Origin of the sequence: Streptomyces sp. NBC_01210 (genome assembly GCF_036010325.1) — a bacterium.
Taxonomy (GTDB): Bacteria; Actinomycetota; Actinomycetes; order Streptomycetales; family Streptomycetaceae; genus Streptomyces.
On record NZ_CP108549.1, the window covers coordinates 4313856 to 4339655 of the forward strand.

General features: G+C 69.7%; 31 protein-coding genes. 14 read left to right on the forward strand and 17 right to left on the reverse strand.

Features of this window, described 5'->3' with window-relative positions; translation table 11 throughout:
• The first annotated feature begins 227 nt into the window (after window positions 1-227).
• Window positions 228-926: a DUF461 domain-containing protein gene (locus OG735_RS19415; RefSeq protein ID WP_327324459.1), complete on the forward strand. Its 699-nt coding sequence runs from the start codon at window positions 228-230 to the stop codon at window positions 924-926.
• A gap of 88 nt (window positions 927-1014) precedes the next feature.
• On the opposite strand, the gene OG735_RS19420 is transcribed toward OG735_RS19415, so the two are convergent.
• Together OG735_RS19420 and OG735_RS19425 are read right to left on the reverse strand one after the other, a co-directional pair.
• A complete protein-coding gene (locus tag OG735_RS19420; protein WP_142217884.1) occupies window positions 1015-1695 on the reverse strand; it encodes a response regulator transcription factor in 681 nt (226 codons plus the stop codon).
• Window positions 1692-2948 (reverse strand): sensor histidine kinase, encoded by a 1257-nt coding sequence (locus OG735_RS19425; protein ID WP_327324460.1) that lies wholly within the window; start codon window positions 2946-2948, stop codon window positions 1692-1694. The genes OG735_RS19420 and OG735_RS19425 overlap by 4 nt, the downstream gene beginning before the upstream one ends.
• A 198-nt stretch (window positions 2949-3146) precedes the next feature.
• Here OG735_RS19425 and phoU point away from each other — a divergent pair, with 198 nt between their 5' ends.
• Window positions 3147-3824: a phosphate signaling complex protein PhoU gene (gene phoU, locus OG735_RS19430; protein ID WP_327324461.1), complete on the forward strand. Its 678-nt coding sequence runs from the start codon at window positions 3147-3149 to the stop codon at window positions 3822-3824.
• Between the two features lie 362 nt (window positions 3825-4186).
• Here phoU and OG735_RS19435 read toward each other — a convergent pair whose 3' ends face one another.
• The 4 genes from OG735_RS19435 to OG735_RS19450 all read right to left on the reverse strand — a co-directional run bounded on the left by OG735_RS19435 (window position 4187) and on the right by OG735_RS19450 (window position 7542).
• Window positions 4187-5443 (reverse strand): IS30 family transposase, encoded by a 1257-nt coding sequence (locus tag OG735_RS19435; protein ID WP_327322156.1) that lies wholly within the window; start codon window positions 5441-5443, stop codon window positions 4187-4189.
• A 136-nt stretch (window positions 5444-5579) separates the two neighbouring features.
• Window positions 5580-5750, reverse strand: a complete 171-nt coding sequence (locus OG735_RS19440; protein ID WP_327324462.1) for a CsbD family protein — start codon at window positions 5748-5750, stop codon at window positions 5580-5582.
• A 32-nt stretch (window positions 5751-5782) separates the two neighbouring features.
• Complete coding sequence (locus OG735_RS19445; RefSeq protein WP_327324463.1) at window positions 5783-6400, reverse strand: HdeD family acid-resistance protein; 618 nt, start codon at window positions 6398-6400, stop codon at window positions 5783-5785.
• Window positions 6401-6780: 380 nt separating this feature from the next.
• The gene (locus OG735_RS19450; RefSeq protein ID WP_327324464.1) at window positions 6781-7542 is read right to left on the reverse strand and encodes a phosphoglyceromutase; all 762 of its coding nucleotides are present in this window, start codon (window positions 7540-7542) and stop codon (window positions 6781-6783) included.
• 141 nt (window positions 7543-7683) lie between these two features.
• Between OG735_RS19450 and OG735_RS19455 the strand changes: the two genes are divergently transcribed.
• Window positions 7684-8979 carry an MDR family MFS transporter gene (locus OG735_RS19455; protein ID WP_327324465.1) on the forward strand — a complete coding sequence of 432 codons (1296 nt, stop codon included), beginning with the start codon at window positions 7684-7686 and terminating at the stop codon, window positions 8977-8979.
• 78 nt (window positions 8980-9057) lie between these two features.
• Here the strand turns inward: OG735_RS19455 and OG735_RS19460 are convergent, their stop codons facing one another.
• The 3 genes from OG735_RS19460 to mshA form a co-directional block, all read right to left on the reverse strand.
• Window positions 9058-10743, reverse strand: a complete 1686-nt coding sequence (locus OG735_RS19460) for a glycosyl hydrolase family 28-related protein (RefSeq protein WP_327324466.1) — start codon at window positions 10741-10743, stop codon at window positions 9058-9060.
• 631 nt (window positions 10744-11374) lie between these two features.
• Complete coding sequence (locus tag OG735_RS19465) at window positions 11375-11863, reverse strand: YbjN domain-containing protein (protein ID WP_327324467.1); 489 nt, start codon at window positions 11861-11863, stop codon at window positions 11375-11377.
• Window positions 11856-13196 carry a D-inositol-3-phosphate glycosyltransferase gene (gene mshA / locus OG735_RS19470; RefSeq protein ID WP_327324468.1) on the reverse strand — a complete coding sequence of 447 codons (1341 nt, stop codon included), beginning with the start codon at window positions 13194-13196 and terminating at the stop codon, window positions 11856-11858. The genes OG735_RS19465 and mshA overlap by 8 nt, the downstream gene beginning before the upstream one ends.
• Before the next feature lie 160 nt (window positions 13197-13356).
• Here mshA and OG735_RS19475 point away from each other — a divergent pair, with 160 nt between their 5' ends.
• The 3 genes from OG735_RS19475 (at window position 13357) to OG735_RS19485 (ending at window position 16914) form a co-directional block, all read left to right on the forward strand.
• Window positions 13357-14139, forward strand: a complete 783-nt coding sequence (locus OG735_RS19475) for a class I SAM-dependent methyltransferase (RefSeq protein WP_327324469.1) — start codon at window positions 13357-13359, stop codon at window positions 14137-14139.
• 201 nt (window positions 14140-14340) lie between these two features.
• A complete protein-coding gene (locus OG735_RS19480) occupies window positions 14341-15423 on the forward strand; it encodes a C40 family peptidase (protein WP_327324470.1) in 1083 nt (360 codons plus the stop codon).
• A gap of 234 nt (window positions 15424-15657) precedes the next feature.
• Complete coding sequence (locus OG735_RS19485) at window positions 15658-16914, forward strand: PP2C family protein-serine/threonine phosphatase (protein WP_327324471.1); 1257 nt, start codon at window positions 15658-15660, stop codon at window positions 16912-16914.
• A gap of 59 nt (window positions 16915-16973) precedes the next feature.
• Here the strand turns inward: OG735_RS19485 and OG735_RS19490 are convergent, their stop codons facing one another.
• The 3 genes from OG735_RS19490 to OG735_RS19500 all read right to left on the reverse strand — a co-directional run bounded on the left by OG735_RS19490 (window position 16974) and on the right by OG735_RS19500 (window position 18529).
• Window positions 16974-17318 (reverse strand): DUF2516 family protein, encoded by a 345-nt coding sequence (locus tag OG735_RS19490; RefSeq protein ID WP_327324472.1) that lies wholly within the window; start codon window positions 17316-17318, stop codon window positions 16974-16976.
• Window positions 17319-17454: 136 nt separating this feature from the next.
• Window positions 17455-18051 (reverse strand): hypothetical protein, encoded by a 597-nt coding sequence (locus tag OG735_RS19495; protein ID WP_327324473.1) that lies wholly within the window; start codon window positions 18049-18051, stop codon window positions 17455-17457.
• A 25-nt stretch (window positions 18052-18076) separates the two neighbouring features.
• Window positions 18077-18529, reverse strand: a complete 453-nt coding sequence (locus tag OG735_RS19500; protein WP_326650842.1) for a helix-turn-helix domain-containing protein — start codon at window positions 18527-18529, stop codon at window positions 18077-18079.
• 211 nt (window positions 18530-18740) lie between these two features.
• Here OG735_RS19500 and OG735_RS19505 point away from each other — a divergent pair, with 211 nt between their 5' ends.
• From OG735_RS19505 to OG735_RS19515, 3 genes are all read left to right on the forward strand, one after another.
• Complete coding sequence (locus tag OG735_RS19505) at window positions 18741-19250, forward strand: NUDIX hydrolase (protein ID WP_327324474.1); 510 nt, start codon at window positions 18741-18743, stop codon at window positions 19248-19250.
• A 68-nt stretch (window positions 19251-19318) separates the two neighbouring features.
• The gene (locus OG735_RS19510; protein WP_327324475.1) at window positions 19319-19750 is read left to right on the forward strand and encodes a hypothetical protein; all 432 of its coding nucleotides are present in this window, start codon (window positions 19319-19321) and stop codon (window positions 19748-19750) included.
• Window positions 19747-20262, forward strand: a complete 516-nt coding sequence (locus tag OG735_RS19515; RefSeq protein WP_327324476.1) for a class I SAM-dependent methyltransferase — start codon at window positions 19747-19749, stop codon at window positions 20260-20262. The genes OG735_RS19510 and OG735_RS19515 overlap by 4 nt, the downstream gene beginning before the upstream one ends.
• Window positions 20263-20320: 58 nt before the next feature.
• Here OG735_RS19515 and OG735_RS19520 read toward each other — a convergent pair whose 3' ends face one another.
• The 3 genes from OG735_RS19520 to nadC all read right to left on the reverse strand — a co-directional run bounded on the left by OG735_RS19520 (window position 20321) and on the right by nadC (window position 22699).
• Complete coding sequence (locus OG735_RS19520; protein WP_327324477.1) at window positions 20321-20614, reverse strand: DUF1330 domain-containing protein; 294 nt, start codon at window positions 20612-20614, stop codon at window positions 20321-20323.
• 346 nt (window positions 20615-20960) lie between these two features.
• Window positions 20961-21818, reverse strand: coding sequence for a PhzF family phenazine biosynthesis protein (locus tag OG735_RS19525; RefSeq protein ID WP_327324478.1), 858 nt, complete (start codon window positions 21816-21818; stop codon window positions 20961-20963).
• On the reverse strand, window positions 21806-22699 hold the full coding sequence (gene nadC / locus OG735_RS19530) for a carboxylating nicotinate-nucleotide diphosphorylase (protein WP_327324479.1): 894 nt from the start codon (window positions 22697-22699) through the stop codon (window positions 21806-21808). The genes OG735_RS19525 and nadC overlap by 13 nt, the downstream gene beginning before the upstream one ends.
• 387 nt (window positions 22700-23086) lie before the next feature.
• On the opposite strand from nadC, the gene OG735_RS19535 reads away from it, so the two are divergent.
• From OG735_RS19535 to OG735_RS19550, 4 genes are all read left to right on the forward strand, one after another.
• Entirely contained in the window at window positions 23087-23512 is a 426-nt protein-coding gene (locus OG735_RS19535; RefSeq protein WP_327324480.1) for a winged helix-turn-helix transcriptional regulator, read from the forward strand.
• 363 nt (window positions 23513-23875) lie between these two features.
• A complete protein-coding gene (locus OG735_RS19540) occupies window positions 23876-24211 on the forward strand; it encodes a hypothetical protein (protein WP_327324481.1) in 336 nt (111 codons plus the stop codon).
• Window positions 24208-24375 (forward strand): hypothetical protein, encoded by a 168-nt coding sequence (locus OG735_RS19545; RefSeq protein ID WP_327324482.1) that lies wholly within the window; start codon window positions 24208-24210, stop codon window positions 24373-24375. Before OG735_RS19540 ends, OG735_RS19545 begins: the two co-directional genes overlap by 4 nt.
• Window positions 24376-24515: 140 nt before the next feature.
• Window positions 24516-25043 carry an ATP-binding protein gene (locus tag OG735_RS19550; RefSeq protein WP_327324483.1) on the forward strand — a complete coding sequence of 176 codons (528 nt, stop codon included), beginning with the start codon at window positions 24516-24518 and terminating at the stop codon, window positions 25041-25043.
• Between the two features lie 50 nt (window positions 25044-25093).
• Here OG735_RS19550 and OG735_RS41975 read toward each other — a convergent pair whose 3' ends face one another.
• Window positions 25094-25267, reverse strand: a complete 174-nt coding sequence (locus tag OG735_RS41975) for a VOC family protein (RefSeq protein WP_442812454.1) — start codon at window positions 25265-25267, stop codon at window positions 25094-25096.
• Between OG735_RS41975 and OG735_RS41980 the strand changes: the two genes are divergently transcribed.
• Entirely contained in the window at window positions 25257-25502 is a 246-nt protein-coding gene (locus tag OG735_RS41980) for a hypothetical protein (RefSeq protein ID WP_442812455.1), read from the forward strand. The genes OG735_RS41975 and OG735_RS41980 overlap by 11 nt on opposite strands.
• Window positions 25503-25553: 51 nt before the next feature.
• Here OG735_RS41980 and OG735_RS19560 read toward each other — a convergent pair whose 3' ends face one another.
• Window positions 25554-25736, reverse strand: coding sequence for a hypothetical protein (locus OG735_RS19560; RefSeq protein WP_327324484.1), 183 nt, complete (start codon window positions 25734-25736; stop codon window positions 25554-25556).
• Between the last annotated feature and the right edge of the window lie 64 nt (window positions 25737-25800).

A 25800-nucleotide genomic window follows, 5' to 3' on the forward strand; every position in this document is an offset into this window, starting at 1 on the left:
GACTGCGTTCTCGGACCGCCTCCCGAGCTGCCTCAGGACGCCTCTCGACCGCCTCTCCGGCGAAGGGGCGGGTCGGGTGCAGGGCGGGCAGGGCGGCTCGGTAACCTAAGCGCGAGCTGACACCCCTTTAGCCGATCTTCGAGCCGGCGCAACCGCCGGCTCAACTGCCGGTGCCGGCTCACCGCCCGTCCATAGCCAGTCCGTACGTCCTAGGAGATGCCGCCGCCGTGAGCCGCAGCCTTCGACGCGGCGCCCTCGCCGCAACTGCCATCGTGTTCTCGATCGCCGCGCTCTCCGCCTGCGGTGCGGGCACCGACGCGCAGACCCTCGCCGTCAAGCCGGACAACGCCGCCACGACGGTCGACACGATCAAGATCCAGAACGTGACGGTGATCACCCAGCCGGATCCGAAAGCGGAGGGCCCCGCGGTCGTCAGCGCGACGGTCTTCAACAACGGCACCACGCAGCAGACCATCGACGCGATCACGCTGCCCGGCACGAGCGCCCAGGTGAAGCTCAGCCCGGCCAAGGGCTCCGGCCCGATCACGGTGCCGGCCTACAGCTCGGTCATCTTCGGCGGCGCGGGTAACGCCTCCGCCGTGATCGAGAACGGCCGCGAGGCCGCCAAGGCCGGTAACGTGCAGGAGGTCGCCTTCCGCTTCAGCGAGACCGGCGACGTGAAGGTGCAGGCGTTCATCGTTCCGGCGAAGGGCTACTTCGAGGGCTTCGGCCCGAGCTCCCTGCCGAAGCCGCCGGAGAAGCCCGCGGAGAAGCCCTCCGGTGCCCCCTCCTCGACGCCGTCCGGCACTCCCTCGGGAGGAGCCACGGGCGCGGCGGGCGAGCCCGGCAACGGCCGGTCCGGCGAGCCCGGTACGCCGTCGGACTCCGCCTCGGCGTCGAACTCGTCGAACGAAGCCGGTCAGTGACGACCACGCCGGCACAGCTGTAACAACGCGAGGGGCGCCCCGCCGGAAAGGATTCCGGCGGGGCGCCCCTCGTCGTACTACTGCCGGTTTACGGCTCGAACTTGTAGCCCAGGCCGCGCACCGTCACCAGGTACCGGGGCGCACCGGGGTCCGGCTCGATCTTGGCGCGCAGGCGCTTGACGTGGACGTCGAGGGTCTTCGTGTCGCCCACGTAGTCCGCACCCCAGACGCGGTCGATCAGCTGCATACGGGTCAGTACCCGGCCCGCGTTGCGCAGCAGCATCTCCAGCAGGTCGAACTCCTTCAGCGGGAGATCCACCTTGCCGCCCGAGACCGTGACGACGTGACGGTCCACGTCCATCCGGACCGGGCCGGCCTCCAGAGCTGCCGGGGTGACCTCCTCCGGCTCGCCGCGGCGGCGCAGGACCGCGCGGATGCGGGCGACCAGCTCCCGCGAGGAGAAGGGCTTGGTGACATAGTCGTCGGCTCCTATCTCCAGCCCGACGACCTTGTCGATCTCACTGTCCTTGGCGGTCACCATGATGACCGGGACGTTCGACCGGCCGCGCAGCTGGCGGCAGACCTCGGTGCCCGGCAGGCCGGGCAACATCAGGTCGAGGAGGACGAGGTCGGCGCCATTGCGCTCGAACTCGTCGAGCCCCTCGGGGCCCGTGGTCGCGATGGCGACCTCGAAGCCCTCCTTACGGAGCATGTAGGACAGGGCGTCGCTGAATGATTCCTCATCCTCGACGACGAGCACTCGGGTCACGGAAGGACCTCCGGGGCAGGGATTTCGGCGTTCGGATCGGTGTCGTAAGGCCGGTCGTCGTCCTCGTCGACGCGATCCGGTCCGGTGGCTTGACGGTCCCGTACGGCGCCCGCTTCGGGCAGCCGCAGGGTGAAGGTGGAGCCCTGTCCCTCGGAGCTCCAGACCGTGACCTCCCCGCCGTGCGAGGCGGCCACATGCTTGACGATGGCCAGTCCCAGACCTGTACCTCCGGTGGCCCGGGAGCGGGCGGGGTCGACGCGGTAGAACCGCTCGAAGACCCGCTCGCGGTCCTTCTCGGAGATACCGATGCCCTGGTCGGTGACGGCTATCTCGATGAGATCCCCGCCGGGTGCGGCGACGCGGTGCGCGGATACACCGACGCGAGTGCGGGCCGGGGAGTAGTTGACCGCGTTCTCGACGAGATTGCCGAGTGCGGCGGCGAGCTGGCCGCGGTTGCCCCAGATATGCAGGTCTGCGGTACCGCCGGCGGCCATGGTGATCTGTTTGGTGGACGCCGGCTGCCGGGATCTGTCGATGGCCTCGGCGACCAGTTCGTCCACACGTACCGGCTCGGCGTCCTCCAGCGGGTTGTCGTTCTGCACCCGGGAGAGGTCGATGAGCTCCTGTACGAGGTTGGTGAGCCGGGTCGCCTCGATCTGCATCCGGCCGGCGAAGCGGGTGACCGCCTCGGGGTCGTCCGAGGCGTCCATGACCGCCTCGGAGAGCAGGGAGAGCGCACCGACCGGGGTCTTGAGCTCATGGCTGACGTTCGCGACGAAGTCGCGACGTACCGCTTCGATACGGCGGGCCTCGGTGAGATCCTCGACCAGGAGCAGGACGAGGCGGGAGCCGAGGGGAGCCACCCGGGCGGAGACAGCGAGGGCCTCGCCACGGCCGGTGCCGCGCCGGGGCAGGTCCAGTTCGACCTGGCGTATCTCGCCGTCGCGGCGGGTGTCGCGGGCCATGTGCAGCATCGGCTCGACGGCGAGCTTCCCACCGCGGACCAGACCGAGGGCGTACGCCGCGGAGCTGGCCTTGACGACGGAGTCGCTCTCGTCGAGGACGACCGCGGAGGAGCGGAGCACGGACAGGACAGTGTCGACGCCGGGCGGGAGCACGGCGTCAGTGTGCAGGGAGGTGCGGGTGGGTCTCCTCTGTTCGCGTTCGCTCCAGCGGAACGCCAGCATCGCGATGACACCGGTGCACAACCCGGCGATCGCTGCCGCTGCGGCGACCGCCGCGTTCACGTCCATGCCTCCAGGTTATGCGTGGTGCCGGAGATGCTCCCAGCCAAACGGGTGGCACCTCGAACAGTCGTCGCCCAGAGTTCACCATGGGGATAGGGCCGGTTCACTTGCGGTGGAGGAGCCGGACGCGTAACGGACAGAACGTGGGAGCGTGGGGGTCCGAGCCCCACCCGGACCCCGGTCGCACCAAGAGAGGGACAACCCATGCGGGACGCGTACCACGAGGAACTGGACTCGATCGGCGAGGGCCTGGTCGAGATGGCCCGGCTGGTCGGGTCGGCGATCGGGCGCGCCACCACGGCCATGCTCGACTCCGATCTCAAGCTCGCCGAGAGCGTGATCGCCGCAGACCAGAAGGTCGACGATCTGCAGCACGACCTGGAGGCACGGGCCATCGCCCTGCTGGCCCGGCAGCAGCCGGTCGCGACGGATCTGCGGATAGTGGTGACCTCACTGCGGATGAGCGCGGACCTGGAGCGCTCGGGCGACCTTGCCCAGCATGTGGCCAAGCTGGCCCGGCTCCGCTTCCCCGACACGGCGGTGCCGCACGACCTGCACGCCACCATCCTGGAGATGGGGCAGCTTGCGCAGCGGCTGATGGCCAAGGCGGCGGAGGTGATCATCACCAAGGACGTCGACCTGGCGCTGCAGCTGGAGACGGACGACGACGAGATGGACCTCCTGCACCGGACGCTCTTCCAGCACCTGATGGACGACCGCTGGAAGCACGGCATCGAGACGGCGGTGGATGTGACGCTGCTCGGCCGCTATTACGAGCGCTTCGCGGACCACGCGGTGTCGGTGGCGAAGCGGGTCGTGTACCTGGTCACGGGCGAACACGCGGACGAGCTCCAGCCGCCGACGCAGGTCGAGGGCGTCTAGCGCCCTGCGCGCCGGGGGGCGCCCGCAGGAGCAGGGGGGCGGGGGCGTGCCTCCGCGCGCTGTTGATGCGCCCGTCGCAGCGGGCATGCAATGGGCAGAGGCGGACCATCTGGTACGCCATGAGGAGGGACCCATGGCCGAATCCCCCATGACCGACTCTCAGCAGGACACGCCTGTTGAAGTGGTGTTCCTGCCCGTCCTCGGTGCCTGCGGCTGCGGTCCGGGCTGTGGCTGCGGCTGCCAGTCGGGTGGGCCGTGCCAGTGCGGTGGCTGCTGCGGGTAGCCGATCCCCGGTACGTACGCGCGTACGCGAAAGGGCCCCGTCCATGGGCGAATTCGAGGGGTCGTTGCAACACTGCTGGTCAGCTGGCTAGGTCCAGTAGCTTAGCGAGGCGCTCGGCTGGGGTTTCCCAGCCGAGCGTTTTGCGTGGGCGGCTGTTGAGTTCGGCGGCCACCGTTTCCAGGTGGTCGGGGGTATGGGCGCTCAGGTCGGTGCCCTTGGGGAAGTACTGCCGCAGCAGGCCGTTCGTGTTCTCGTTCGACCCGCGCTGCCAGGGGCTGGCTGGGTCGCAGAAGTAGACCGGGATGTCGGTGGCGACGGTGAAGGCGCGGTGGGCTGCCATCTCTGAGCCCTGGTCCCAGGTCAGGGACCGCCACAGATGCGGCGGGAGGGTCTGGACGGTAGTGGCGAGCGCGTTGCGGGTGGCGATGGCGCTGTGGCCGGTCGGCAGGTGCACGAGCATCACGTAGCGGGTGGACCGTTCGACCAGGGTGCCGATGGCCGAGCGTCCGTCCTTGCCGATGATGAGGTCGCCCTCCCAGTGGCCGGGGACGGCCCGGTCGGCGGCTTCGGCGGGGCGTTCGCTGATCAGGACCATGTCCTTGATGGCGCGGGAGATGCGCTTGTGGGCCTGGCGCTGCGGGCGCCGGCGGGCCCGGCCGGTGCGCAGGGAGCGGGCCAGTTCCCGGCGGAGTTCGCCGCGGCCCTGGACGTAGAGGGCCTGGTAGACGGTCTCGTGGGTCACGTGCATCTCCGGCCGGTCAGGGAAGCGTGCCCGCAGAGCCTGGCAGATCTGCTCAGGGCTCCACCGCATCGTGAGGTGGTCCTGGATGAAGTCCCGCAGTTCGGGGTTCTGGCCGATCTTGCCGGTCTTGGGGCGGGGCCGGCGGGCGTCGGCCCGGGCCTGGGCGGTGTGCGGCCGGTAGTACCAGCCCCCTTTGGGCATGGTCCGCCGGTTGCGGCGTATCTCGCGGCTGATGGTGGACGGGCTGCGGCCCAGCTCGGCGGCGATCTGCCGGACGGACGCCTTCTCACGCAGCCGGTCGGCGATGTGAATGCGGTCGTGCTCCTGGAGATACCGCGACGGAGCAGGAGGCGGTCCCTCCGGCCCCGGCGGCCCGGGCGTCTGCCCGGGTTCCTGGTAGATCGGAGGGACCGCCTTGCGGCCCCTTTGGTGACCGTTACGCCACTTCTTGCCCGTACGGCGGTCGATGCCGACGATCCGGGCCGCTTCCCGGGTGCTGTAGCCCTGCTCCATGAGCTGGAAGTATGCGGCCCGCTCACGGAGCAACGGCTTGCGCCCCTGCGACTTCCTGTTCTTGCGAATCTCGAAGTCCATCGCACCCCTTGAACTGGGGTGTTGCAACGACCGCTAGAACTGAAGATGGATGGGGCCCTTTCCGACGCGCTCCGTACTACTTGTTCTGTCCGGAGAGGGCTGACCGGCCGGCACTCCGGGTGGCGGATGCCGCGCTTCAGTGCTTGAGGGTCTTCTTCGTCCTCTCCACAGCCAACTGGATCTTGCCCTTCACCTTCTCGTTGCGACCTGAGACCCGCATGTGCCTGTCGCCCATGACATGCCCAACGGTCTCTTTGAGCTGGCCCTTCATCCGCCTCGCCGTGGCCTTCGCCTCGACCTTGTTCATGGTCGTACCTCCTGTGACGAGCGATTGCCGAACTACATCGTGGGCCGCTGCGCGGGCTCGGGCCGCTTCGCTGCGGACCGCAGCGCGAGCGCCACCGCGACCTCGCCCAGGCTCATGAGGACCAGCCACAGCCCGAGCAGTCTGGCCAGCGCGGTAGCGGATTCCACCGGGAACGCGAGCACCACAATGCCGCCGACGATCCCGAGGATGGCCACGGCGAACGCCAACCCCCGATGCGGCATATCGCGTCCGCTGCCGACGACGAAGGCCGCCAGCAGCCCCGACACCAGCCAGTAGGCACCGACCACGAGCGACAGCACCGCGGTGGTCTGCAGCGGGTGCCGCAGGCACAGCACACCGGCCAGGATGGCCACCACCGCGACCAACACCGCTGCGACCCTGCCGCCGCCCTCGCTGTCCCGCGAGAAGGCCGTCACGAAGCGGAACGCGCCCGAGATGAGCAGGTACAGGCCGATGATGACCGCCAGAACGTGCAAGGTCTCGTCCGGCCAGACGAGCACGATGATCCCCGCCGCCAGGGTCACCAGAGCGACACCGAGCAACCACGTCCATGCGCCGCCCACATCGGCCAGCACGTCATTGGGGTCGGCCGACCCGTGAGTCGTCGCGGAATCGGATGGTGTGTTCATGACGCCCTCCCGGTTTACGGGGGTCGGGAGCCCGGTGTACCGGCCTTGAGGTGGTGGGACGGCTCAGAGCGGGAACTGCTCCGGATGAGCGGGACGACACAGAGATAACCCACATGAAGATCCACATCACGAAAGAGATGCGTCTTCATTGTCCGCTTGCACAAGAGCGCTCTCCCTCCATCGTCGCGCGGTTTCGACGCTGAAGCCATCCAGGCCCGTGGACGCCCACCTGGTGCCGAGCAGTCGGGACCGCGCGTAAGGCCACCGCTCGGGCACTCAGGTCGCAAGAGCCGCCGCACTGACGGCCCACAGACGGCCCGAGATGGACAAAGGCCCCCCACCCGCGCCAAAAATGCGGGTGGGGGGCATGATCGCCAGTCTTACTTCTTCTTGCCCTGGTTCTTGACCGCCTCGATCGCGGCCGCGGCGGCGTCCGGGTCGAGGTAGGTGCCGCCCGGCTTGAGCGGCTTGAAGTCGGCGTCGAGTTCGTAGGCGAGCGGGATGCCGGTCGGGATGTTGAGGCCCGTGATGTCGGCGTCGGAGATGCCGTCCAGGTGCTTGACCAGGCCGCGCAGGCTGTTGCCGTGGGCGGCGACCAGGACCGTACGGCCGGTCAGCAGGTCCGGGACGATGCCGTCGTACCAGTACGGCAGCATGCGCTCGACGACGTCCTTGAGGCACTCGGTGCGCGGACGCATCTCGCTCGGGATCGTGGCGTAACGCGGGTCGTCGCTCTGCGAGAACTCCGAGCCGTCCTCGAGGGGCGGCGGCGGGGTGTCGTACGAGCGGCGCCAGAGCATGAACTGCTCCTCGCCGAACTCGGCCAGCGTCTGCGCCTTGTCCTTGCCCTGCAGCGCGCCGTAGTGACGCTCGTTCAGCCGCCAGGAGCGGTGGACCGGGATCCAGAGGCGGTCCGCGGACTCCAGCGCGAGCTGCGCGGTGCGGATGGCGCGCTTCTGGAGGGAGGTGTGGAGTACGTCGGGGAGCAGGCCGGCGTCCTTGAGCAGCTCACCGCCGCGGACTGCCTCCTTCTCGCCCTTCTCCGTCAGATTGACGTCCACCCACCCGGTGAACAGGTTCTTCGCGTTCCATTCGCTCTCGCCGTGGCGGAGGAGGATCAGCTTGTACGGTGCGTCGGCCATGTGTCCGAGCCTAATAGACGCGAAAGAGCCGGACGACACCGGCGACAGTTGACGGTCGGCGTCAATTGACTGGCGGCGCCGAGTGGCGCACTTGTAACGTGCGGATGCCTGCCAAGCCACTTACACCCAGGGGGAATCCGCATGTCCGTCGCCGGTCTGAGACGTGCCGCGAGAGAGAGCGTCTCGGGGCTGCCCCGTGAGTTCTGGTGGCTGTGGACAAGCACTCTGGTCAACCGGCTCGGCGCCTTCGTCGCGACGTTCATGACGCTGTACCTGACCCTGGAACGGGGCTATTCACCCTCGTACGCGGGACTTGTCGCCTCCCTGCACGGGCTCGGCGGTGTTGTCTCCTCGCTCGGCGCGGGTGTGATGGCCGACCGGCTCGGCCGGCGGCCCACGCTGCTGATCGCACAGGGCTCGACTGCCGCGTCCGTGGCGCTGCTCGGCTTTGTGCAGCACCCGGTCGCCATCGCGGCCGTCTCCTTCCTGGTCGGTATGGCGTCCAACGCTTCCCGGCCCGCCGTGCAGGCGATGATGGCCGACATCGTCCGGCCCGAGGACCGGGTGCGGGCCTTCTCGCTGAACTACTGGGCGATCAACCTCGGATTCGCCGTCTCCTCCGCGGGCGCGGGTTTCATCGCCGAGTACAGCTATCTCGCCGGCTTCCTCGGCGAGGCCGCGATGACGCTGATCTGCGCGGTCGTCGTCTTCGTCAAGCTGCCGGAGTCGCGGCCGGAACGGACGAAGGCCACCGCGGACAAGCCCGCCGAGCCTGAGGTCAGCTTGGGCACCGTGCTGCGCGACGGGCGGTTCATGAGCGTCGTCGGGCTGTCGTTCCTGATCGCGCTGATCTTTATGCAGGGAAATGTGGGACTGCCGCTGGCGATGGGCGCGGACGGCTTCAGCAGCTCCGACTTCGGCATGGCGATCGCGGTGAACGGGGTACTGATCGTGGCCCTGCAGATCCCGGTGACCCGCTTCATCGAGCACCGCGATCCGCGCCGGCTGCTGATCATTTCCTCGCTGCTCGCGGGGTACGGCTTCGGGCTCACCGCTTTCGCCGGGTCGATCGCCGTGTACGCGCTGACCGTCTGCGTCTGGACGCTGGCCGAGATCGTCAACGCGCCGACCCAGACCGGACTTGTGGTGCGGCTCTCGCCGCTGCACGGTCGCGGTCGCTACCAGGGCATGTACACGCTGTCCTGGTCGGTCGCGGCGCTCATCGCCCCGCTGATGGCCGGTTTCGTCATCGACCGGTACGGGGCGGAGTGGCTGTGGGGGATGTGCGCGGCGCTGGGGACCGTGGCGGGGCTCGGGTACTGGCTGCTGATGCGGAAGCTGCCCCAGGAGAAAGCGGAGAGCGCGGAGAGCGGGGAGGATGCCGCCGGTCCCGTGCCCGCCGCCGGAGTGGTCAGCCCGCCTGCGTCCGTCGCGTAGGAGCCGCCCGCCGGCCGGTCAGGTGCGGGCCGGTCAGGTGCGGGCCGGTCAGGTGCGGGCCGGTCAGGTGCGGGCCGGTCAGGTGCGCAGCGCCCGCTGGGCCTCGTACAGATTGCCCGGACGCACCCCGCCCGGCTGTCCGTACGCCTCGATGCGCGAGCCCAGCGGGCCGCTGAAGTCCGGCACATCGATCTGGTCGAACTCGCGGACCGCGCTGATGGCGACGGTCGCGCTGTACGGGGCGATCTGGTCGATCTTGATCAGCCCCGCGCGCTCATTGGTGACGGAGACATTCCAGTGGGTGAACCGGGCGCCGTACAGCGGTCCGGCGGACGCGTCGCCGCCGTGGCGGCCGTTGTTGTTCACCGTGATCTCGGTGCGGACGTTGGCGAACGGCATACCGCGGTGTGTGTCGAAGGTGCCCATTTCCATGTTCCCGCGCGACCAGACGTTGTAGCTGGACAGGCCCTCCACATTGATGCCGTGGAGCTGGGTGTTGGCGGGGGCCGGGACGGTGCGCCGGGCGATGGTGAAGTCCTCGATGAGGTTGTCGTGCGAGCCCTCGCGGCAGAAGTACGGATGGTGGGAGCCGCGGCCCTCGACGCGGGTGCGGCGCAGGGTGCAGGCGGAGGCGGCGACCAGGCCGAAGCCGTTGTCGACATGCCGGACGGTGATGTCGTCGGCCCAGCAGTCGTACGCGCACTGGAAAGTGACGCCGTTGTAGCCCTTGTCGAGGAGGTGCTGGGACTGCGGGGTCTCCATGGCTTCGAGGGTCAGGCCTTCGACGCCGGAGCCGGTGAGCGGGGTGACGAGGGTGGTGATCCGCGGGTCCCATTCGGGGCGTACGTCGAGGGGCAGCGGCCGTTCGAAGGTGACCTTGTTCCGCTTGACGGCCGTGATGCGTACGGGCCATTCGTAGGGGACGTCACTGGTCAGCTTGGTCTTGTCGTCCCAGACGTACGCCTCGGGGCCCGCGCCGCCGCCGGCCATGTGCTCAAGGAGCGTGTGGCCGGCGTCGTCGGCGAGGCGGAGCAGGACGAGCTGTCCGCGACGGAGGCGGGAGGCGTCGGGGACGGTGACGCACCAGTCGCCGCGCCTGGCGGGCCGGACGGTGGCGAGGGTGCGCCACTCGTCGCGCTTGTTGCCGGTCCAGCCCTCGAAGGGCCACGTCTTGGCCTTGATGGCGGTGGTGAGACGGTCCCAACGGTCCTTCGGGCAAAGCCAGATGAGGCCGCCGGCCCAGGACCACGACGACTTGTCGCCGCCGTAGCGGCTGCCGTACACGCCGATGAGCTCGGTGAGGTTCTTGGTGGCGTAGAGCTTGGTGCGGGTGCTGCCGGTGCCTTTGAGTACGACGTTGCTGTGGCCGATACGGATCAGGTCGTCGATGCGGTAGGTGCCGGCGGGGATGAGGACCGTGCCGCCGCCGCGTTCGCCTACAGCGGCGACGGCACGGTTGATTGCGGGGGCGGCGTCGGCGGAGCCGTCCCGTTTGGCGCCGTAGGCAAGGACGTTGGCGACGACGGGTTGGCGGGGGAAGCGGTGGGCTCCGCCTCGTTGACCTGCGCGGCCTACGTAGGGGATCTGCGGGTGGCTGTAGCGGTTTCGGCGGAACTCGTCCCAGAGCGGGGAGGAAGTGGGGGGCGCGGTGGCGGCCGCGGCGGTGCAGGTGCCGGGGATGCCGCTCGCGGCGCAGGCGGCCGCGACGGCTGTGGCACTGCCGAGCAGACTCCGTCTGCTGATGGCGCGTCGACCGGTCTCCATGAGCCCACCCCTTCCATGGATGTGAACGACGTTCATATGAGCGTCGGCGGCGAGCATGCCATGAGCCTGCGGCGCGCGGGAAGGGTCGTGCGGGTTCTTGTGGCCCGGGCCCGGGGTCGTTCGGTCTTGTCGGGTGCGGGCTGCCTCCGGCGGGGTGCGGGTTCTTGTCCGGTGCGGGCTCCGGTGCCCCTCCGGGCTCGACTCCTCGGGGTCGGCGGCGTACAGGCTCTTGGTGCGTGACCCCGGTTTTGCCGCCAATCCCCTGCGGGGACGACCCTGCACGGCCCCTCCCCACCCGAACGACACGAGTGCGGCCCGCCGCGGGGGTCAGCGGTCCGCCGGAGAAAACCACCCACGAAGAGCAACCACCAACGCCCCCGGCCCACCTCAACCACAAGACCGGGCAACTGACGGGGACGACACTGCACGGCACCTCCCCACCCGAACGGCACAAGTGCGGCCCGCCGGGGTTGCCCAGCAGCCCGGGGCCCGTCGTTCACGGCGCGAAGCTGCCGCTCCGGGGGTGTGGGGGCGTCAGCCCCCACGTACCCCCTTCCCCCGGCAGGGGGCCTGGGGGCGGAGCCACCAGATTCGGGGAGGGGCGGGTCAGGGGAAACACCCCCGCGCACTCCTACTTGGTCAGGTTTGTGAACGCCTCAAGATTCCTCGTCGACTCTCCCCGCGACACCCTCCACGCATACTCCTTGCGGATCGCGCTCGCGAACCCCAGCTCCAGCAGCGTGTTGAAAGAGCCGTCCGCCGCCTCCAGGACCGTGCCCAGGAGGCGGTCCAGTTCCTCCGGGGTGACCACGGAGTGCGGGAGCCTGCCCACCAGGTAGATGTCGCCGAGGCGGTCGATCGCGTAACTCACCCCGTACAGGCGCAGGTTGCGCTCCAGCAGCCAGCGGTGGACCGCCGCGTCGTTCTCGTCCGGGTGCCGGATCACGAACGCGTTGATCGACAGCGAGTGCTTGCCGACGATCAGCGAGCACGTCGTCGACAGCTTGCGCGTGCCAGGGAGCTTCACCACGTACGAGCCGGGCTCCGGGCTCTCCCACTCGAGTTCCGCGTCCTTGAGCGTCTGCTCGATGACCTGCGCAGCCTGCCGTACGTCAGCCATGGTGCGAGCGTACCCGGCGGCGGTGTTCGTACATCGCCGCCGTGTAGACGTCCGCCGTCGCCGACGCCGCCGTGTCCCAGCCGAAGGACTTCGCGTGGCAGGCCGCCGCCGCGCCCATCCGGTCGGAGAGGGCCGGGTTGTCCAGCAGGCGGTGCAACACGGCCGCATAGTCCTGCGGGTCGTGGCCCGGGACCAGGAAGCCCGTCAGCTCGTCGCGGACCGCCACCGGGAGGCCGCCGACCTCCGCCGCCACCACGGGCGTGCCGGCCGCCTGGGCCTCGATCGCGACCAGGCCGAAGGATTCGCTGTACGAGGGCATGACCAGTGTGGACGCGGCCCGGAACCAGTCTGCGAGGCGGTCCTGGCCGACCGGCGGCTGGAAGTGGACGATGTCCGCGATGCCGAGGCGGGCGGCCAGTTTCTGCAGGCCCTCCGGCTTGGCGAGGCCGCTGCCGCTCGGGCCGCCGACTATCGGTACGAAGAGCCGGGAGCGCAGGGACGGGTCGCGGTCGAGGAGCAGCGCCACCGCACGGAGCAGTATGTCGGGGGCCTTCAGCGGCTGGATGCGGCCCGCGAAGAGCGGGACGAACGCGTCCTGCGGCAGCCCGAGGCGGGCCCTGGCGGCGGCGCGGCCGTCCGCGGGCCGGAACCGTTCCAGGTTCACGCCCGGATGGACGACGGCGACCTTCGCCGGATCGGCGTCATAGAAGCGGACGAGTTCGTCGGCCTCCTCCGCGGTGTTGGCGATCAGCCGGTCCGCGGCGCGCACGATCTGGGTCTCGCCGATGACACGGGACGGCGGCTCGGGGGTGTCGCCCTCGGCGAGCGCGGCGTTCTTGACCTTGGCCATGGTGTGCATGGCGTGGACGAGCGGGACGCCCCACCGTTCGGCGGAGAGCCAGCCGACGTGGCCGGAGAGCCAGTAGTGGGAGTGGACGAGGTCGTAGTGGCCGGGGCGGTGACCGGCCCAGGCCTGCATCACGCCGTGTGTGAAGGCACACAGCTGGGCCGGGAGTTCTTCCTTGGCGAGGCCCTCGTAGGGCCCGGCGTCGATATGCCGTACGAGCACGCCGGGAGCCAGCTCCACGACCGGCGGCAGCCCGCCCGCGGTCGCCCGCGTGAAGATCTCGACCTCGATGTTGATGGCGGCGAGCCGCTTGGCGAGTTCGACGATGTAGACGTTCATGCCGCCCGCGTCGCCCGTCCCCGGCTGGTGCAGCGGGGAGGTGTGGACGCTGAGCATGGCGACCCGGCGCGGCTTGCGATGGCCGCCGGGGAACCGGATACGCGGTGCCACCAGGCTGCCGCCGAGGCGGGAGACGTACTGGCTCACGTCGATGTTCCTCCTCGCTGCGGGCGCGGCAAGCTGCGGGGCGAAAGCAGCCTCCAAAGCCCCACAACAGCGGACTCCCGGCTTCCATTTCCAGCCCTCTTCCGCTTTGCCAAATCATTACCGAGCGGAGGCCGTGTCACGACCGCATACCCTCGCTTTTATGACTCGTCCCGTCGGCACCGCGACCCGCGGGACGACCAACCCCAACCGGCTGCGGCGCATGGACCGCTGGATCGCGGCGACGCACGGCCCCGCGCTGCGCCGCGACGACGCGCCCGTCGCCGTCGATCTCGGGTACGGCGCCGCCCCCTGGACCGCACTGGAGCTGATGCAGCGGCTGCGTACGGCCGAACCCCGGTGCGAGGTCGTCGGCATCGAGATCGACCCGGCGCGGGTCGCGGCAGCGAAGCCGTACGAGCGCGAGGGGCTCACCTTCCGGCACGGCGGCTTCGAGGTCCCGCTGGAGCGGCGGCCGGCGCTCATCCGGGCTGCGAATGTGCTGCGCCAGTACGACGAGGGCGAGGTCACCGCCGTCTGGGCGCGGCTCCGTGCGCGCCTCGCGCCCGGCGGACTGCTGGTCGAGGGCACCTGCGACGAGATCGGGCGACGGCACGTCTGGGTCGCGCTCGGCCCGGAAGGTCCGCGCACGCTCACCTTCGCGACCCGGCTCGGCTCCCTGCAGCGCCCGTCCGATCTGGCGGAACGGCTGCCGAAGGCGCTGATCCACCGCAATGTGCCGGGCGAGCCGGTGCACGCCTTCCTGCGGGATTTCGACCGGGCGTGGGCGGCGGCCGCTCCGTACGCCTCACTGGGCGCCCGGCAGCGCTGGATCAGAGCCGTACGGGACATGGCGTCCGACTGGCCGCTGACGGACGGCCCGCGGCGGTGGCGGCAGGGGGAAGTCACGGTGAACTGGGCGGCGCTCGCCCCCAATTCCGTATGAACAGGCGCCGCGCGAGGGAACGCAGAGGGCGCGTTGTTCGTCCCTGACGAGTGGGATTGATCCTCCAGTCGGCAGATCAACACCCGCTGACCCTGTCGATTTTGTGGACGTCGTGGCACCATCGCGACGTCGCCCGTAAGTTACTGACGGTAAATCACATTTACGTGTTCTGATGTGCGCCCGAAGTCCGAAGGGGGAGTCGTGAACCGACGCCGCTGTGCCACTGCCGCGATCACTATGGTCTGCGCACTGACCGTGCTGGCGTCACCCGGCCAGGCCTTCGCGGCCCCCGAGCCACCGCCGACGAGAGGGCCGGGCGCCGCCAAGGACGCAGCCAAGGATGCCCCCAGGAAGTCGCTGGAGCAGGTGCGCCTGGAGATCGACGCCCTCTACCGCAAGGCCGCGTCAGCGACCGACGCGTACAACCTCGCCAAGGACCAGGCCGACAAGCAATCGGCCGAGATCGTCAAACTCGCGCAGGAGATCGTCAAGGGACAGGCCCGGATCGACGATCTCAAGAACCGCGCGGGTGCCGCCGCCCGCGCCCAGTACCGCGACGGTGGACTGCCCCCCGAGGCACAGCTGGTGCTCACCGACGATCCGCAGCTGTTCCTTGACGGGGCCGGCCGGATCCAGCAGGGCCAGAAGGCCACCAAGGACCTCCTTGGCGAACTGACCAGGACGCAGGCCGACTTGGCGGCGTACACCAAGGACGCGAGCGCCCAGTGGCAGAAGCTCGAGGCCAACCGCGTCAAGCAGGCCAAGGCCAAGAAGGAGATCACCGCCCAGCTCGCCGCGGCCAAGAAGATAGAGGACAAGCTGGAGAAGGAGGAGCGTCAGCGGCTCCTCCAGCTGGAGCAGAACGCCGAGTACAAGGCCCAGACGGCCTGGCTGAGCTCGGGCGTACTGAAGGAGATCAGCCGCAGCGCGAGCCCGCAGGGCAAGAAGGCGATCCAGTTCGCGACGGCGCAGATCGGCAAACCGTATGTGTGGGGGGCGGAGGGCCCGGGGTCGTACGACTGCTCGGGGCTGACGTCACAGGCGTGGTCGGCGGCGGGGAAGGGCATCCCGCGCACCTCGCAGGAGCAGTGGCGGCTGCTGCGGCGGATCGAGATCAAGGACATGCGGCCGGGCGACCTGATCATCTACCACGCGGACGCGAGCCATGTGGGGATGTACATCGGCGACGGAGCGATCGTGCATGCGCCGCGACCCGGGCGGAATGTGACGATTACGGGCGCGGGTTCGATGGCGATCCTCGGAGTGGTACGTCCGGACATGTGACGCGCATAAGCGACCCGTACGAGTGACGCGTAAAGGAACAAGTCCGCGGAGTGACAATCGCGTGATGTTCGTCATGACGCCTTGAGCAAGTACCTCCCCATGCGCGGCATATGACAGTGGCTCTTCGCACTTCACCATTCCGCTCCGACACCCGGTACCGCTATGGTCCCGGTCTGGTGAAGCGTCGATCGTCGCATCACCGCGCCCTCGGGGGGAGGGAAGGAACCAGGAACGATGCCCGTACCCGTACCGCGACAGAGGGGTGTCCCCGTCGCGGAGACCGACCGTGGGAGCACCGCCGCCGCCGGCAGCTCCGGCGGCGGCGACCTCACGCTTCTGGTGATCGAGGACGACCCGGCGGGCACCTTCACCGTCCCCCAGCTGCTCGACGCGGCAGGCACCCGGGTCCGTATCCGCAGCGCCCGCAATCTGACCGAGGCGGAGCGGCTGCTCACGGACGACGTCCACTGCATCCTCGTCGACCTCGCGCTGCCCGGACACGGCGAGGAAGAGCTCGCCCCGCTCAAACACGTGCTGCGCCTCGCGCCGCGCCACGCCGTCCTGGCCCTGACCACCTCGGGCGATGCGGAGCGCGCCGCCGAGGCCGTACGGGTGGGGGCACAGGACCATCTCTTCCGCGACGAGCTCGACGGACGGCTGCTGAGCCGCGCCATCCGCTACGCCGTCGAGCGCAAGCGCGCCGACACGGCCCAGGTGAAGCTGGCCGAGTCGAGACTGCGGGCCCAGGAGAACGCCCGCCTGGAGCGCGGTCTGCTGCCCACTCCCCTGCTCCAGGGCTCGGATCTGCAGTTCGCCGCGCGCTACCGGCCCGGCCGCTCGCGGGCACTGCTCGGCGGCGACTTCTACGACACGGTCCGCACCGCGGACGGCACGGTCCACGCGATGATCGGCGACGTCTGCGGCCACGGCCCGGACGAGGCGGCGCTCGGCGTCGAGCTGCGCATCGCCTGGCGGGCGCTGACCTTCGCGGGCCTGTGCGGGGACGAGCTGCTCTCCACGCTGCAGCAGGTGCTGGAGCACGAGCGGGAGAGCGAGGAGATCTTCGCGACGCTCTGCACGGTCGACATCGCCCCGGACGGGCGGCGAGCCGGCCTCTGCCTGGCGGGCCACCCGACGCCGCTGATCGCCCGGCACGGGCGCACGGCCAAGCTGCTTCCGTACGACGACAACGGCCCGGCGCTCGGCCTGCTGCCGCGCGCCCGCTGGCCGCGCCGTCAGGTGGAGCTGGGCGGCGCGTGGAGCCTGATGATGTACACGGACGGGCTGATCGAGGGCCGCCGGGGACCGGACGAGAAGCAGCGCCTGGGCCAGGACGGGATGGTTGAGATGATCAACCGGCAGCTGGCGGCGGGGCTCGAGGGCGAGGCACTGCTGGAGGCGGCGGTCTCGGAGGTGCGCGACCTGAACGGCGGGGAGCTCACCGACGATGTGGCGGTGCTGCTGCTGAGCAGGCACGGGGCCCGTAGGTAGCCCGCACCCGAAGGCGGGGCCGGCGGGCCACCGGGTCTGCGCCCGGCGGGCTACCGGGTCTACCGTCCGCCGTTGTACGGACCGTACGGGCCGTCGCTGCTGGAGCCGCCACCGCGGCGGCCGCCGCCGCCGCCGGAGACCTGCTTGAGGGCGGGCCGCACGTCCACGAAGAAGACGATGCTGGCGATCAGTCCGGCGATCGACAGGAACAGCACGGAGACGAAGAGGTTCACCGCGACCGTGATGCCCAGGATGATCAGCCAGAAGGACTTCTTCTGCTTGTCGGCGGCGCGGTAGGCGTCCTCGCGGGCCATGGCCGCCATGATCAGCGCGGTCACGGACGTGCCGAGGAAGACAAGGTCGAGCACCAGCCAGAGCCCGAAGTCGAATCCCGCACGCAACATGCTGAGCACCGCCTCATAAGTGTTTTGTAGCGCCTCGCGGCCAAGGTACCGGGAGCGAGGTACGGGGAGAACGAGCCGGACACCCCAAAGGTGCCCGGCCCGTCTGCCCGGTAAGCGTTACCGGTGTTGCTTGGTGTTACTTGGCGGACTGCGGCGCGGGCTTCTTCGGCGTCGTCTTGCGCGCCGGGACCTTGCGGGCGGCTGCCGGAGCGGGCTTCTTGGCCTCGGTCTTCGCCTCGGTCTTCGTACCGGTGGCTGCGGCCGCGGGCTCCTTCTCGGCGTCCGGCTCGACGGCGACGGCGATCTCGGCGATCTCATCGGCCGCCTCGCCGCGCCACGACCTCACGACCTGCTCGCCCTGCTCGGCGACCTTCTCGTAGGTCTCACGGGCCTTGACCGCGTACTCGGCGGCCACGCCGACACCACGCAGCGCCAGGTCCTGAGCGGTCTCGCCGAACTTCTTCAGATCGGTGTCAAGGGTCTCGAGCACCTCGGTGACCTTGGCCTGCACGGTGGCCTGGGCCTCCTTGGCCTGGGTGGTCACCTTCTCCTGAACGGCCTTGGGGTCCGCGTTGCGCACGGCATCGATACGGCTCGGGGCCTCGGCCTTGAGCTGCTCGATCAGCGCGGGAACCTTCTTCGCCTGCTGGACGGCGAGGTCGGCGGTACCGGCCGCGAAGTAGAGGGGAGTCGGGTCGGTGAGGGTCTTGCGCAGGTCATCGGTGATGGCCATGACTGTGGTCCTCCCGGATCGCAGATCAGTTTGAGGGTTGGTCGGCATCACTGCCGTCGGCCGTGCGGGGGCCTTCAGCGGCGGTGTCCATGGTGTCCGTGGAGTCCATGATGTCCGTGGAGTCCGTGTTCTCGAACCCGTTCTCCTTGCGGAACGACTCGTAGATCTGCAGCAGCACTTGCTTCTGCCGCTCATTGATCGAGGGGTCGGCGAGGATGACGGCACGCGTCTCCAGCTCCTCCCGCTCCCGCTCGTCAAGGATCCCGGCCCGTACGTACAGCGTCTCGGCGGAGATCCGCAGCGCCTTGGCAACCTGCTGCAGAACTTCCGCGCTCGGCTTGCGCAGGCCGCGCTCGATCTGACTCAGATACGGATTGGACACCCCGGCGGCGTCGGCGAGCTGCCGCAGCGAGAGCTGCGCTGTGCGCCGCTGCTCACGCAGATACTCACCGAGATTGCCGACGTTGAGTGATGCCATGCCCCGATAGTGCCCTGCCGTCGCTAACTATTGCAAGCACATGCTTGCAATAGTGTTCCACGACACGACACGGGTGGGTGAGGCTGAGCACGATAGGTGTCGTATTTGCAGGACAACTGTCGTCATCCGCGTCCGGCCTCCTGGTGCAGGTGCTTTGGGGCCAGCCTCCGCGAGTCGCCGAGAAACGACGTTGTCGGTGGACTCTGCCAGGGTGTGCGACGTGGATGAATTGGTGGAGCGTGTCGACGGTCGAGATCGCGTGCTGGGGGTGGTCAGCCGTCGGGAGGCCATCCGGGAGGGTTGGCTGCACCGGGTCGCCGTGACGGTGTGTCGTGATGAGCGTGGGCGGATCCTCATCCACCGGCGGTCGGAGCAGGTATCGCGCTTCCCCGGGCTCTACGAGGTCGAGGTCGGTGGCGCCGCAAATGTCGGCGAGTCCTATGAACAGGCCGCCGCGCGGGAGCTGGCCGAAGAGCTGGGCATTCGTGCGCTGCCGCGCCTCCTGTTCACGTTCATCAACCGCAGCGGCTTGAGCCCTCACTGGCTCGGCGTGCACGAAGCCGTGGTGCCGGACGCCATGGTCCCCGATCCCGATGAGGTCGCCTGGCATGGTTGGCTGACCGAGCCGGAGCTCGACTCGGCCCTGCTGGAGTGGCGCTTCACCCCCGATAGCCACGAAGCCTTCAGCCGGTATCTCGCGTTCCGGACCGCGCAGTCCTGACCTCTCTCGCCTCGCGGGCTGGGACGCCTGCTTGCGGCCAACGCGCCTTGTGAGAGCGGCTGATCGCCATGGCCGAACTCCCGGCGATCGCCGGCGCAGACCGCGCGACCGCACACCGCTACTTCGACGACTTCGTCCTCCGCCGACTCCCCGCCGCGCTCGCCACGGCCCGTCAGGACACCGTCACGGCGGCCATGGCACCGCTGGCCGAGATGTTCGCCGACGCCGGCGGCATGGTCCAGCTGAGCCGTGAGCAGGCTCGCGGCCTGGCCGGCGACTTCGAGATCATCGAGTACATCCTGGGTGCTCAGCCCGGAGGCGTGCCCGGCACCTGGGGCCACCACTTCGACGACTGCCTCCTGCACGCTCCCCTCACCGACCAGCACCGCAACAAGATCGCCCACCAGGCCGCGCTCATCGAGTCCGCACTCGGGAGCGACCCGGCGGACGTTCCGAGCACGGCCCCCCGCGCGCGCCACCGGCCGCCGCATCCTGGGTGATCGCGTCCGGAGGCGCCTCCGACCTGCGCCAAGTCGACCCGGCTCTCCTGCACCCCGCCGACCGCCTGGTCCTCAACGACGTCGACCCCAACGCCCTCCAGTACGCCCTCACACACCTGCCGCCCGCGACCCGCGCCCAGACCGCCGCGGCCCCCGGCAACGTCCTGCGCACCGCCGCCCATCTGGCCGCCGACCACGGCCCCTTCGATCTGGTCCTGGCCGGAGGCCTCTTCGACTACCTCGAAGAACGCTTCACCCGAGCCCTGATCCGCACCACCCTGTCCCGCCTGTGCCGCCCCGGAGACACGTTCTACTTCTCCAACATCGCGACCCCGAACCCGTACGCCGCCCTGACGACCCACATCGGCCGCTGGAACCTCGTCGAACGCACCCCCGCCGACATCGAGGCCGATGTCCGAGCCGCCGCGCCGCCGGGAAGGAACCGTCGCCGGACCGGACATCACCGCCGATGCCACCGGCCTGACGCTTTTCGCGACGGTGCGGCGCGCTGACGAGCCGGGGTGATCCCCACAGCCGGCATCGTGTTCCTCCCTGACGCGGCATCGGTCGTCAGTCGAGGCCTTCGATGATGCGGAAGTCGCGCTCGACGCCGTCAGCAAGTACGGCCAGTGCCTCCTGGTAGGCCGCACTCGCGCGTGCGGCGACCGCCTGTTCGAAGCTGTCGAACTCGATCAGGACGGTGCGCTCGGCGATTCCGGCGTCGTGTGCGACGACCCGGCCGCCGCGGGCGAGAGGCCGCCCGCCCGCGGCCTTGACGGCTGGACCGGCCAGCTTGTTGTAGGCAGCAAGCCTCTCAGGGTCTGCGATGGTGCGGTAGACGCTGACCCAGTAGCCCTTGGCCACAGTTACCTCCTGTGTTCGGAATTGATGCTCAGAAGCTTGCTCGGATCCATGGCCGGCGCGCTGTAGGTCAGCGAGCCGACGGAGACGGCGTCGAAATCGGACGGCTTCGATCAACCGGCTGGGGCTGCGGTCGGAGCCGGTCGAGTCGATGACCGGCCTCGCCGGAAGGGCGGCGGCCTGAACTGGAACGAAGAGGAGCCGACAAGTAGGCAGGAGTCGCACCAGTACGGCGTGATCGGCCATCAACCCTGAGCCCCTGCCACAGATGCCGCCAGAACTGGCCGGGCTCTCACCAGAGCAGTTGGACCTGCTGCGCACCGGCACCCTCGCCTTGAGCGCGCAGGCCTCATCGCATGACCCTGCGCACGATCGCTGCCTGGCCGCCGACTCGGATCCGGTGTCCCGTGCGGTCGCGGTGGACGGTCGCTGTGATGGTGGACGGGCTGCCGAGGTGGTCACCCATGTCGACAGCGAGGCGGCGTGTGCCGAACCCGGCAGCATGCACTGCCAGGCAGGCCGTGCTGTTGGCGTTGGCGATGTCCTCGGGGACGCCGATCGACGGGGCGAACATCCGGGCTGCTGCTCGGCCGTGTCGGTCCGGGGGCGAGTAGGCGTAGCAGCCCAGCAGACCGTAGCGGTCACAGGCTGCGCGTAACAGGGTTGAGTCCGGCGTGAGTTCGGCCAGTGCGGCGCGGGATCGGATGGGCAGCAGAAGCCTCGGCCGCCCGTTCGACGCCACGCAGGCGTCGCCGGCGACCGCGTCCTCCGTCAGTCCGAGGCCGCCTGCGACTGCCCTCAGTTCGGGTCCACCGGCGCTACGCAGGCTGACCGGGCCCGGGTCGAACGACGCCGTCAGGCCGTCACCGTTTCGGCCTGCCCGACCGTCGAAGCTGCGGTGGGCCGTACGCAGGACGGCGCGGTAGTCGTGGTCGCCGCCTTCGCGTTCGGCGAGCACGGCGAGGGCGGCGACGGTGCCGTGGCCGCAGGCGGGCAGTTCGTCCTGGGCGGTGAAGAACCGCAGTGTGTACGCGGGCTGACGACGCTCGATTCCGGTCGCGCGGAGGAAGACGGCGTGCGATGTTCCCCACTCCGTGGGAATGCGGCATCGCTCCTCGTCGGTGAACGGCGCATCATCCAGAACGGCGGTCGGGCTGCCACCCGCGCCGTCTCGCTGACACGCGTCGGCGACCGCTACCTCGGACATGACACCGGGCCGGTGGTCAGCAGCATGGTCAGGTCCAGTGCGGGCGCGCTGTGCGTCAACGCCCCGACCGAGATGAGGTCGACGCCCGTCCCGGCGATGGCGAGAACTGTGTCCAGGATGATGGTGCCCGAGGCCTCCAGCAGGATCCGGGAAGCGTCGGCCCGCCCGGCCCGGACCTTCACGACCTGCTCGATGTCGGCCAGCGGCATGTTGTCGAGCATGATCCAGCGGGCTCCGGCGTCGAGGGCCTCGACGGCCTGGGTGACGGTCTGCACCTCGACATCGCTCTCCACGGTCTGCCCGGTGCGCGCCATCCCGCGCCTGACCGCCTCGATCGCGGCGGTCACCCCGCCCGCCGCGGCGATGTGGTTCTCCTTGAGCAGGACCATCGCCGCGAGATCGAGGCGGTGGTTGTGGCCGCCGCCGGCGGTGACCGCGTACTTGTCCAGGGCGCGCAGGCCCGGCGCCGTCTTGCGCGTGTCCAGGATGCGCGCCCTGGTCCCTGCCACAGCTTGGACGTAGCGGTCGGTCAGCGTCGCGATGCCGCACATGCGCTGCAGGAAGTTCAGCGCCGTACGCTCCCCGGTGATCAGGCTGCGCGCCGAACCGGATAGGTGCACCAGGACCTGGCCGTCGGCCAGTCGGGCGCCGTCGGCGACGGCCGGCTCGACCTTGACCTCGGGGTCGACCTGCGCGAAGACCTCGGCGACCACGGGGAGGCCGGCGGCGATGCCGCTTTGCCGGGTGCGGATCTCGGCCGTGGCCGCCAGGTCCTCGGGAACGCTCCACTCGGTGGTGATGTCCTTCCCTGACGCGTCCTCGGCCAGGGCGGCAACGGCGGCGGCCCGTGCTGCCGCCGAGGGAAACTCGGTCGTGGTCATCTGGTCTCCAGCTCTGAGTGGACGTTGGCTTGGTGGCGGCAACCGCTGACGAGGCAGCACTGAAGTTCCGCTGGGCCGGTTTGCAGGACCTGGTGGATCCTGTACTCGATCTCCCGCGTGCCGGTCACCCGTCCCCCCGCCACGAACAGGTTCCGGGTGAGCCGTCCGTGCGACTCGGCGCCGACGTCGAACTCGGGGCACCATGCGCATGTACTGGTCCTCCCAGCCGGTCTCGCCTCCGTCGACTCGGGCTTTCAGGAACGCCTCTCACCCAGGTCGTCAGGGCAGGTGCCACAACAGCCTCCTCCGTTTCGATTTCCGAAGCGGTCACCGATGCTAGCGTGTCGGAATTCGAAGCATCAACCCTGGAGAGCTGGACATCCCGACATGGCAACACCCAGACCTGGCAGTCCTGTTCGCGGCTCGACCACCGGCCGCCCCCTCATGGCCGCACTCGATCTGTTCGGGCGGCGGTGGAGTCTGCGCATCCTGTGGGAGCTTCGCGCGGGTCCGCTTGGATTCCGCCCCTTGCAGAAGCGGTGCGACGACATGTCCTCCAGCGTGATGCGGCAGCGCCTGACCGAACTGCTGGATGCCCAGGTGATTCACCAACTACCGGACAGCCGCTACGAGCTCACCCCGCTGGGACAGGAGGCGCGCCACGCCCTGAACCCCCTCGCCCGCTGGGCGGAACGCTGGGCGGCCACGATCGACCCGCAAGGGGCGGACCACACCGACGACCAGTCCGGCAGCCGCGTCTCACATCCGGACACCGTGGGCGACGGGGCGCCGGAGAGGGGCTCCGCGGACTGACGCCCCGCCTCGGATCGGAGGTGGGCTTGGTGAGGAGTTGAGGTCCGTACCACGGCGCGTGCTGCTGGCTGAGCGGTCCGTAACGCTCGCCGAGGGGCGCCAGCAGGAGGTTCTCCATCTCGGGGACCGACAAGCCTGCCACGTGCGCTGCTTCGGCGAGTCTGTGCGGGGAGAGGGTAAGCAGTGAGCCTGCCGGGACGTGGATTCCGCGGCGGTCCGTGAGGCCCATGCGGACGGCGATGGCTGCGGGCGTGCTCCCGGTGTGGTGGGCGAGACGCAGGATGAGCCCCACCAGCGACTCGTCCTCGAGGGGGACGAGCGTGCTGTCGGCCCCTGGCGCTCTGCCCGGTAGCGTCCGGTTCCATGGGTGATGTGAAGATCGTTGTTGAGCGCCGGTACGCCCCCGACCCGATCGACTACCAGCGCCTCGTCTCGCTGGTCGAGTCCACCGGCGAACGCGTCGTGCTCACTGAGGCCGACGTGCCGGTGAGTGTCCTGTTCCCGGCGGGGGTGGTGGCCGAGCTGGAGCACTGGGCCCGTGCCGACTACTCCACACGCGCACCGATATCGCAGGGGAGGAAGAGCAGGACGCGAACGAGCCGACGTGGGACGTTGGCCGGCTCCAGGTCGAGCCGTTGGCCGGCCCGCAGGAGTACGGACCCTACATCCGGTACGTGCGCGCCGACGGCAGGCGCGTGAGCTTCGCCCGGAGCGGGATGGTGGTGGCCGTGCAGCTGACTGCCGACGAGGCGGCGTGGCTTGAGGACAAAGCCATGCACACGCGCCAGGGATACATGGACCCCAAGCAGGCAGCGGCATTCGAAGAGTTCCTGGCCCGACAGCCACCGGTCGGCGAGCAGTGACGTTGAGACGGGCCTGCTCAACGCCGGTGCCGGCCAGTTGGGCGCCCTGCGCGCGGTGGGGCAGGCGCCGATCCTGCTGCTGTCGTTCTGTGACGTGAACGGCACCTGCCCGCGGTCCGCACACCGCTAGCGTCGGGCCCATGATCGTATGGCTCAACGGCACCCACGGCGCAGGCAAGACGACGACCAGTGCACTCGTACAGCCACTCCTCCCGGATTCACGGGTGTTCGATGCCGAGAAGGTCGGCGAGACGCTCATGGACATCACGCCCGGGCTGCCGGGGACGGACAACTTCCAGCACTGGCCGCCGTGGCGGCCGCTCGTAGTCGAGACCGCCCGCCGCGTACTCGACTACACCGGCGGGACTCTGGTGATGCCCATGACTGTCCTGGTCGAGCAGTACTGGCGTGAGATCAGCCAGGGCCTCGCCCAACATGCCATTCCGGTAAGGCACTTCGTCCTCCACGCCGACCAGGACACCCTCCGCGGGCGCATCGAGGGGGACACTCTTCTTGGCCCCTCCCCATTCCGTCTCAAATACCTTGAGCCCTACGCCGAGGCAGCCCGCACGTGGCTGCACGGCGAGGCCGAGGTCGTCGACACCACGCACCTCACGCCCGCCCAGGCCGCCCTGCAGATCGCGGAGGCGGTCAAGGGCGGAGGCTGAGGGTCTGCGTCGGCCCTGGTCACAGGGCCTGTTTGCGCGATGTCGCCGGGTCAGGCGCCGACGGGGGCCGTCCACTCGACGAGCTGGACGACGATGCCGTTCGGGTCGGTGACCTGGAAGAGCCGCTCGCCCCACGGCTCCTCGCGCAGCGGCATCGTGATGGGTGCCCCGGCCTGCCGCAGGCGCTCCTCGTGTTCGGCGATGGCCGTGACGGTGAACGCCACGATCAGGCCGGCGGCGCGCTGGTCGCGCTGCTCCGGGGGGGAGGACCTCGGTGCCGCGCCGGAGCAGCACGAGGTCGACGGCGGCGTCCTCGCGGGCGAGGGAGGCGAAGCCGTCCGCGGCCATGACCCGGTCGTAGCCGAAGTGGGTGGTGAAGAAGTCGCTGGAGGCGGCGACGTCGTCGACGGTCAGGGACACGGTGGAGTCGGTGATGTTGATGAGGGGCTCCATCTGTGACGGCGGGGTGTGGGCTGGTCGTGCAGGTGGAACGGAACGTGCGGGCGGGGCTCAGGGGGTGCGGCGCGCACGGGCGTTGACGCGGGTCGGCTTGATCGCGCGGGCGGCCGTCGCCATGTCCCCCCGGGGACGTGCGGGGGTGCGGGCCGGGCCCGTCCCACAGCGCCGGCCGGCCAGGAACGCGGCAACGGCGGGGTTCATCTCGGCGGTGGTGGCACTGATGGTGCGGCGCATACGGGTTCCCTCCCAGACCTAAACTTACGACGGAGGTAAACTTACACAGAGGGCTGAACGTTCG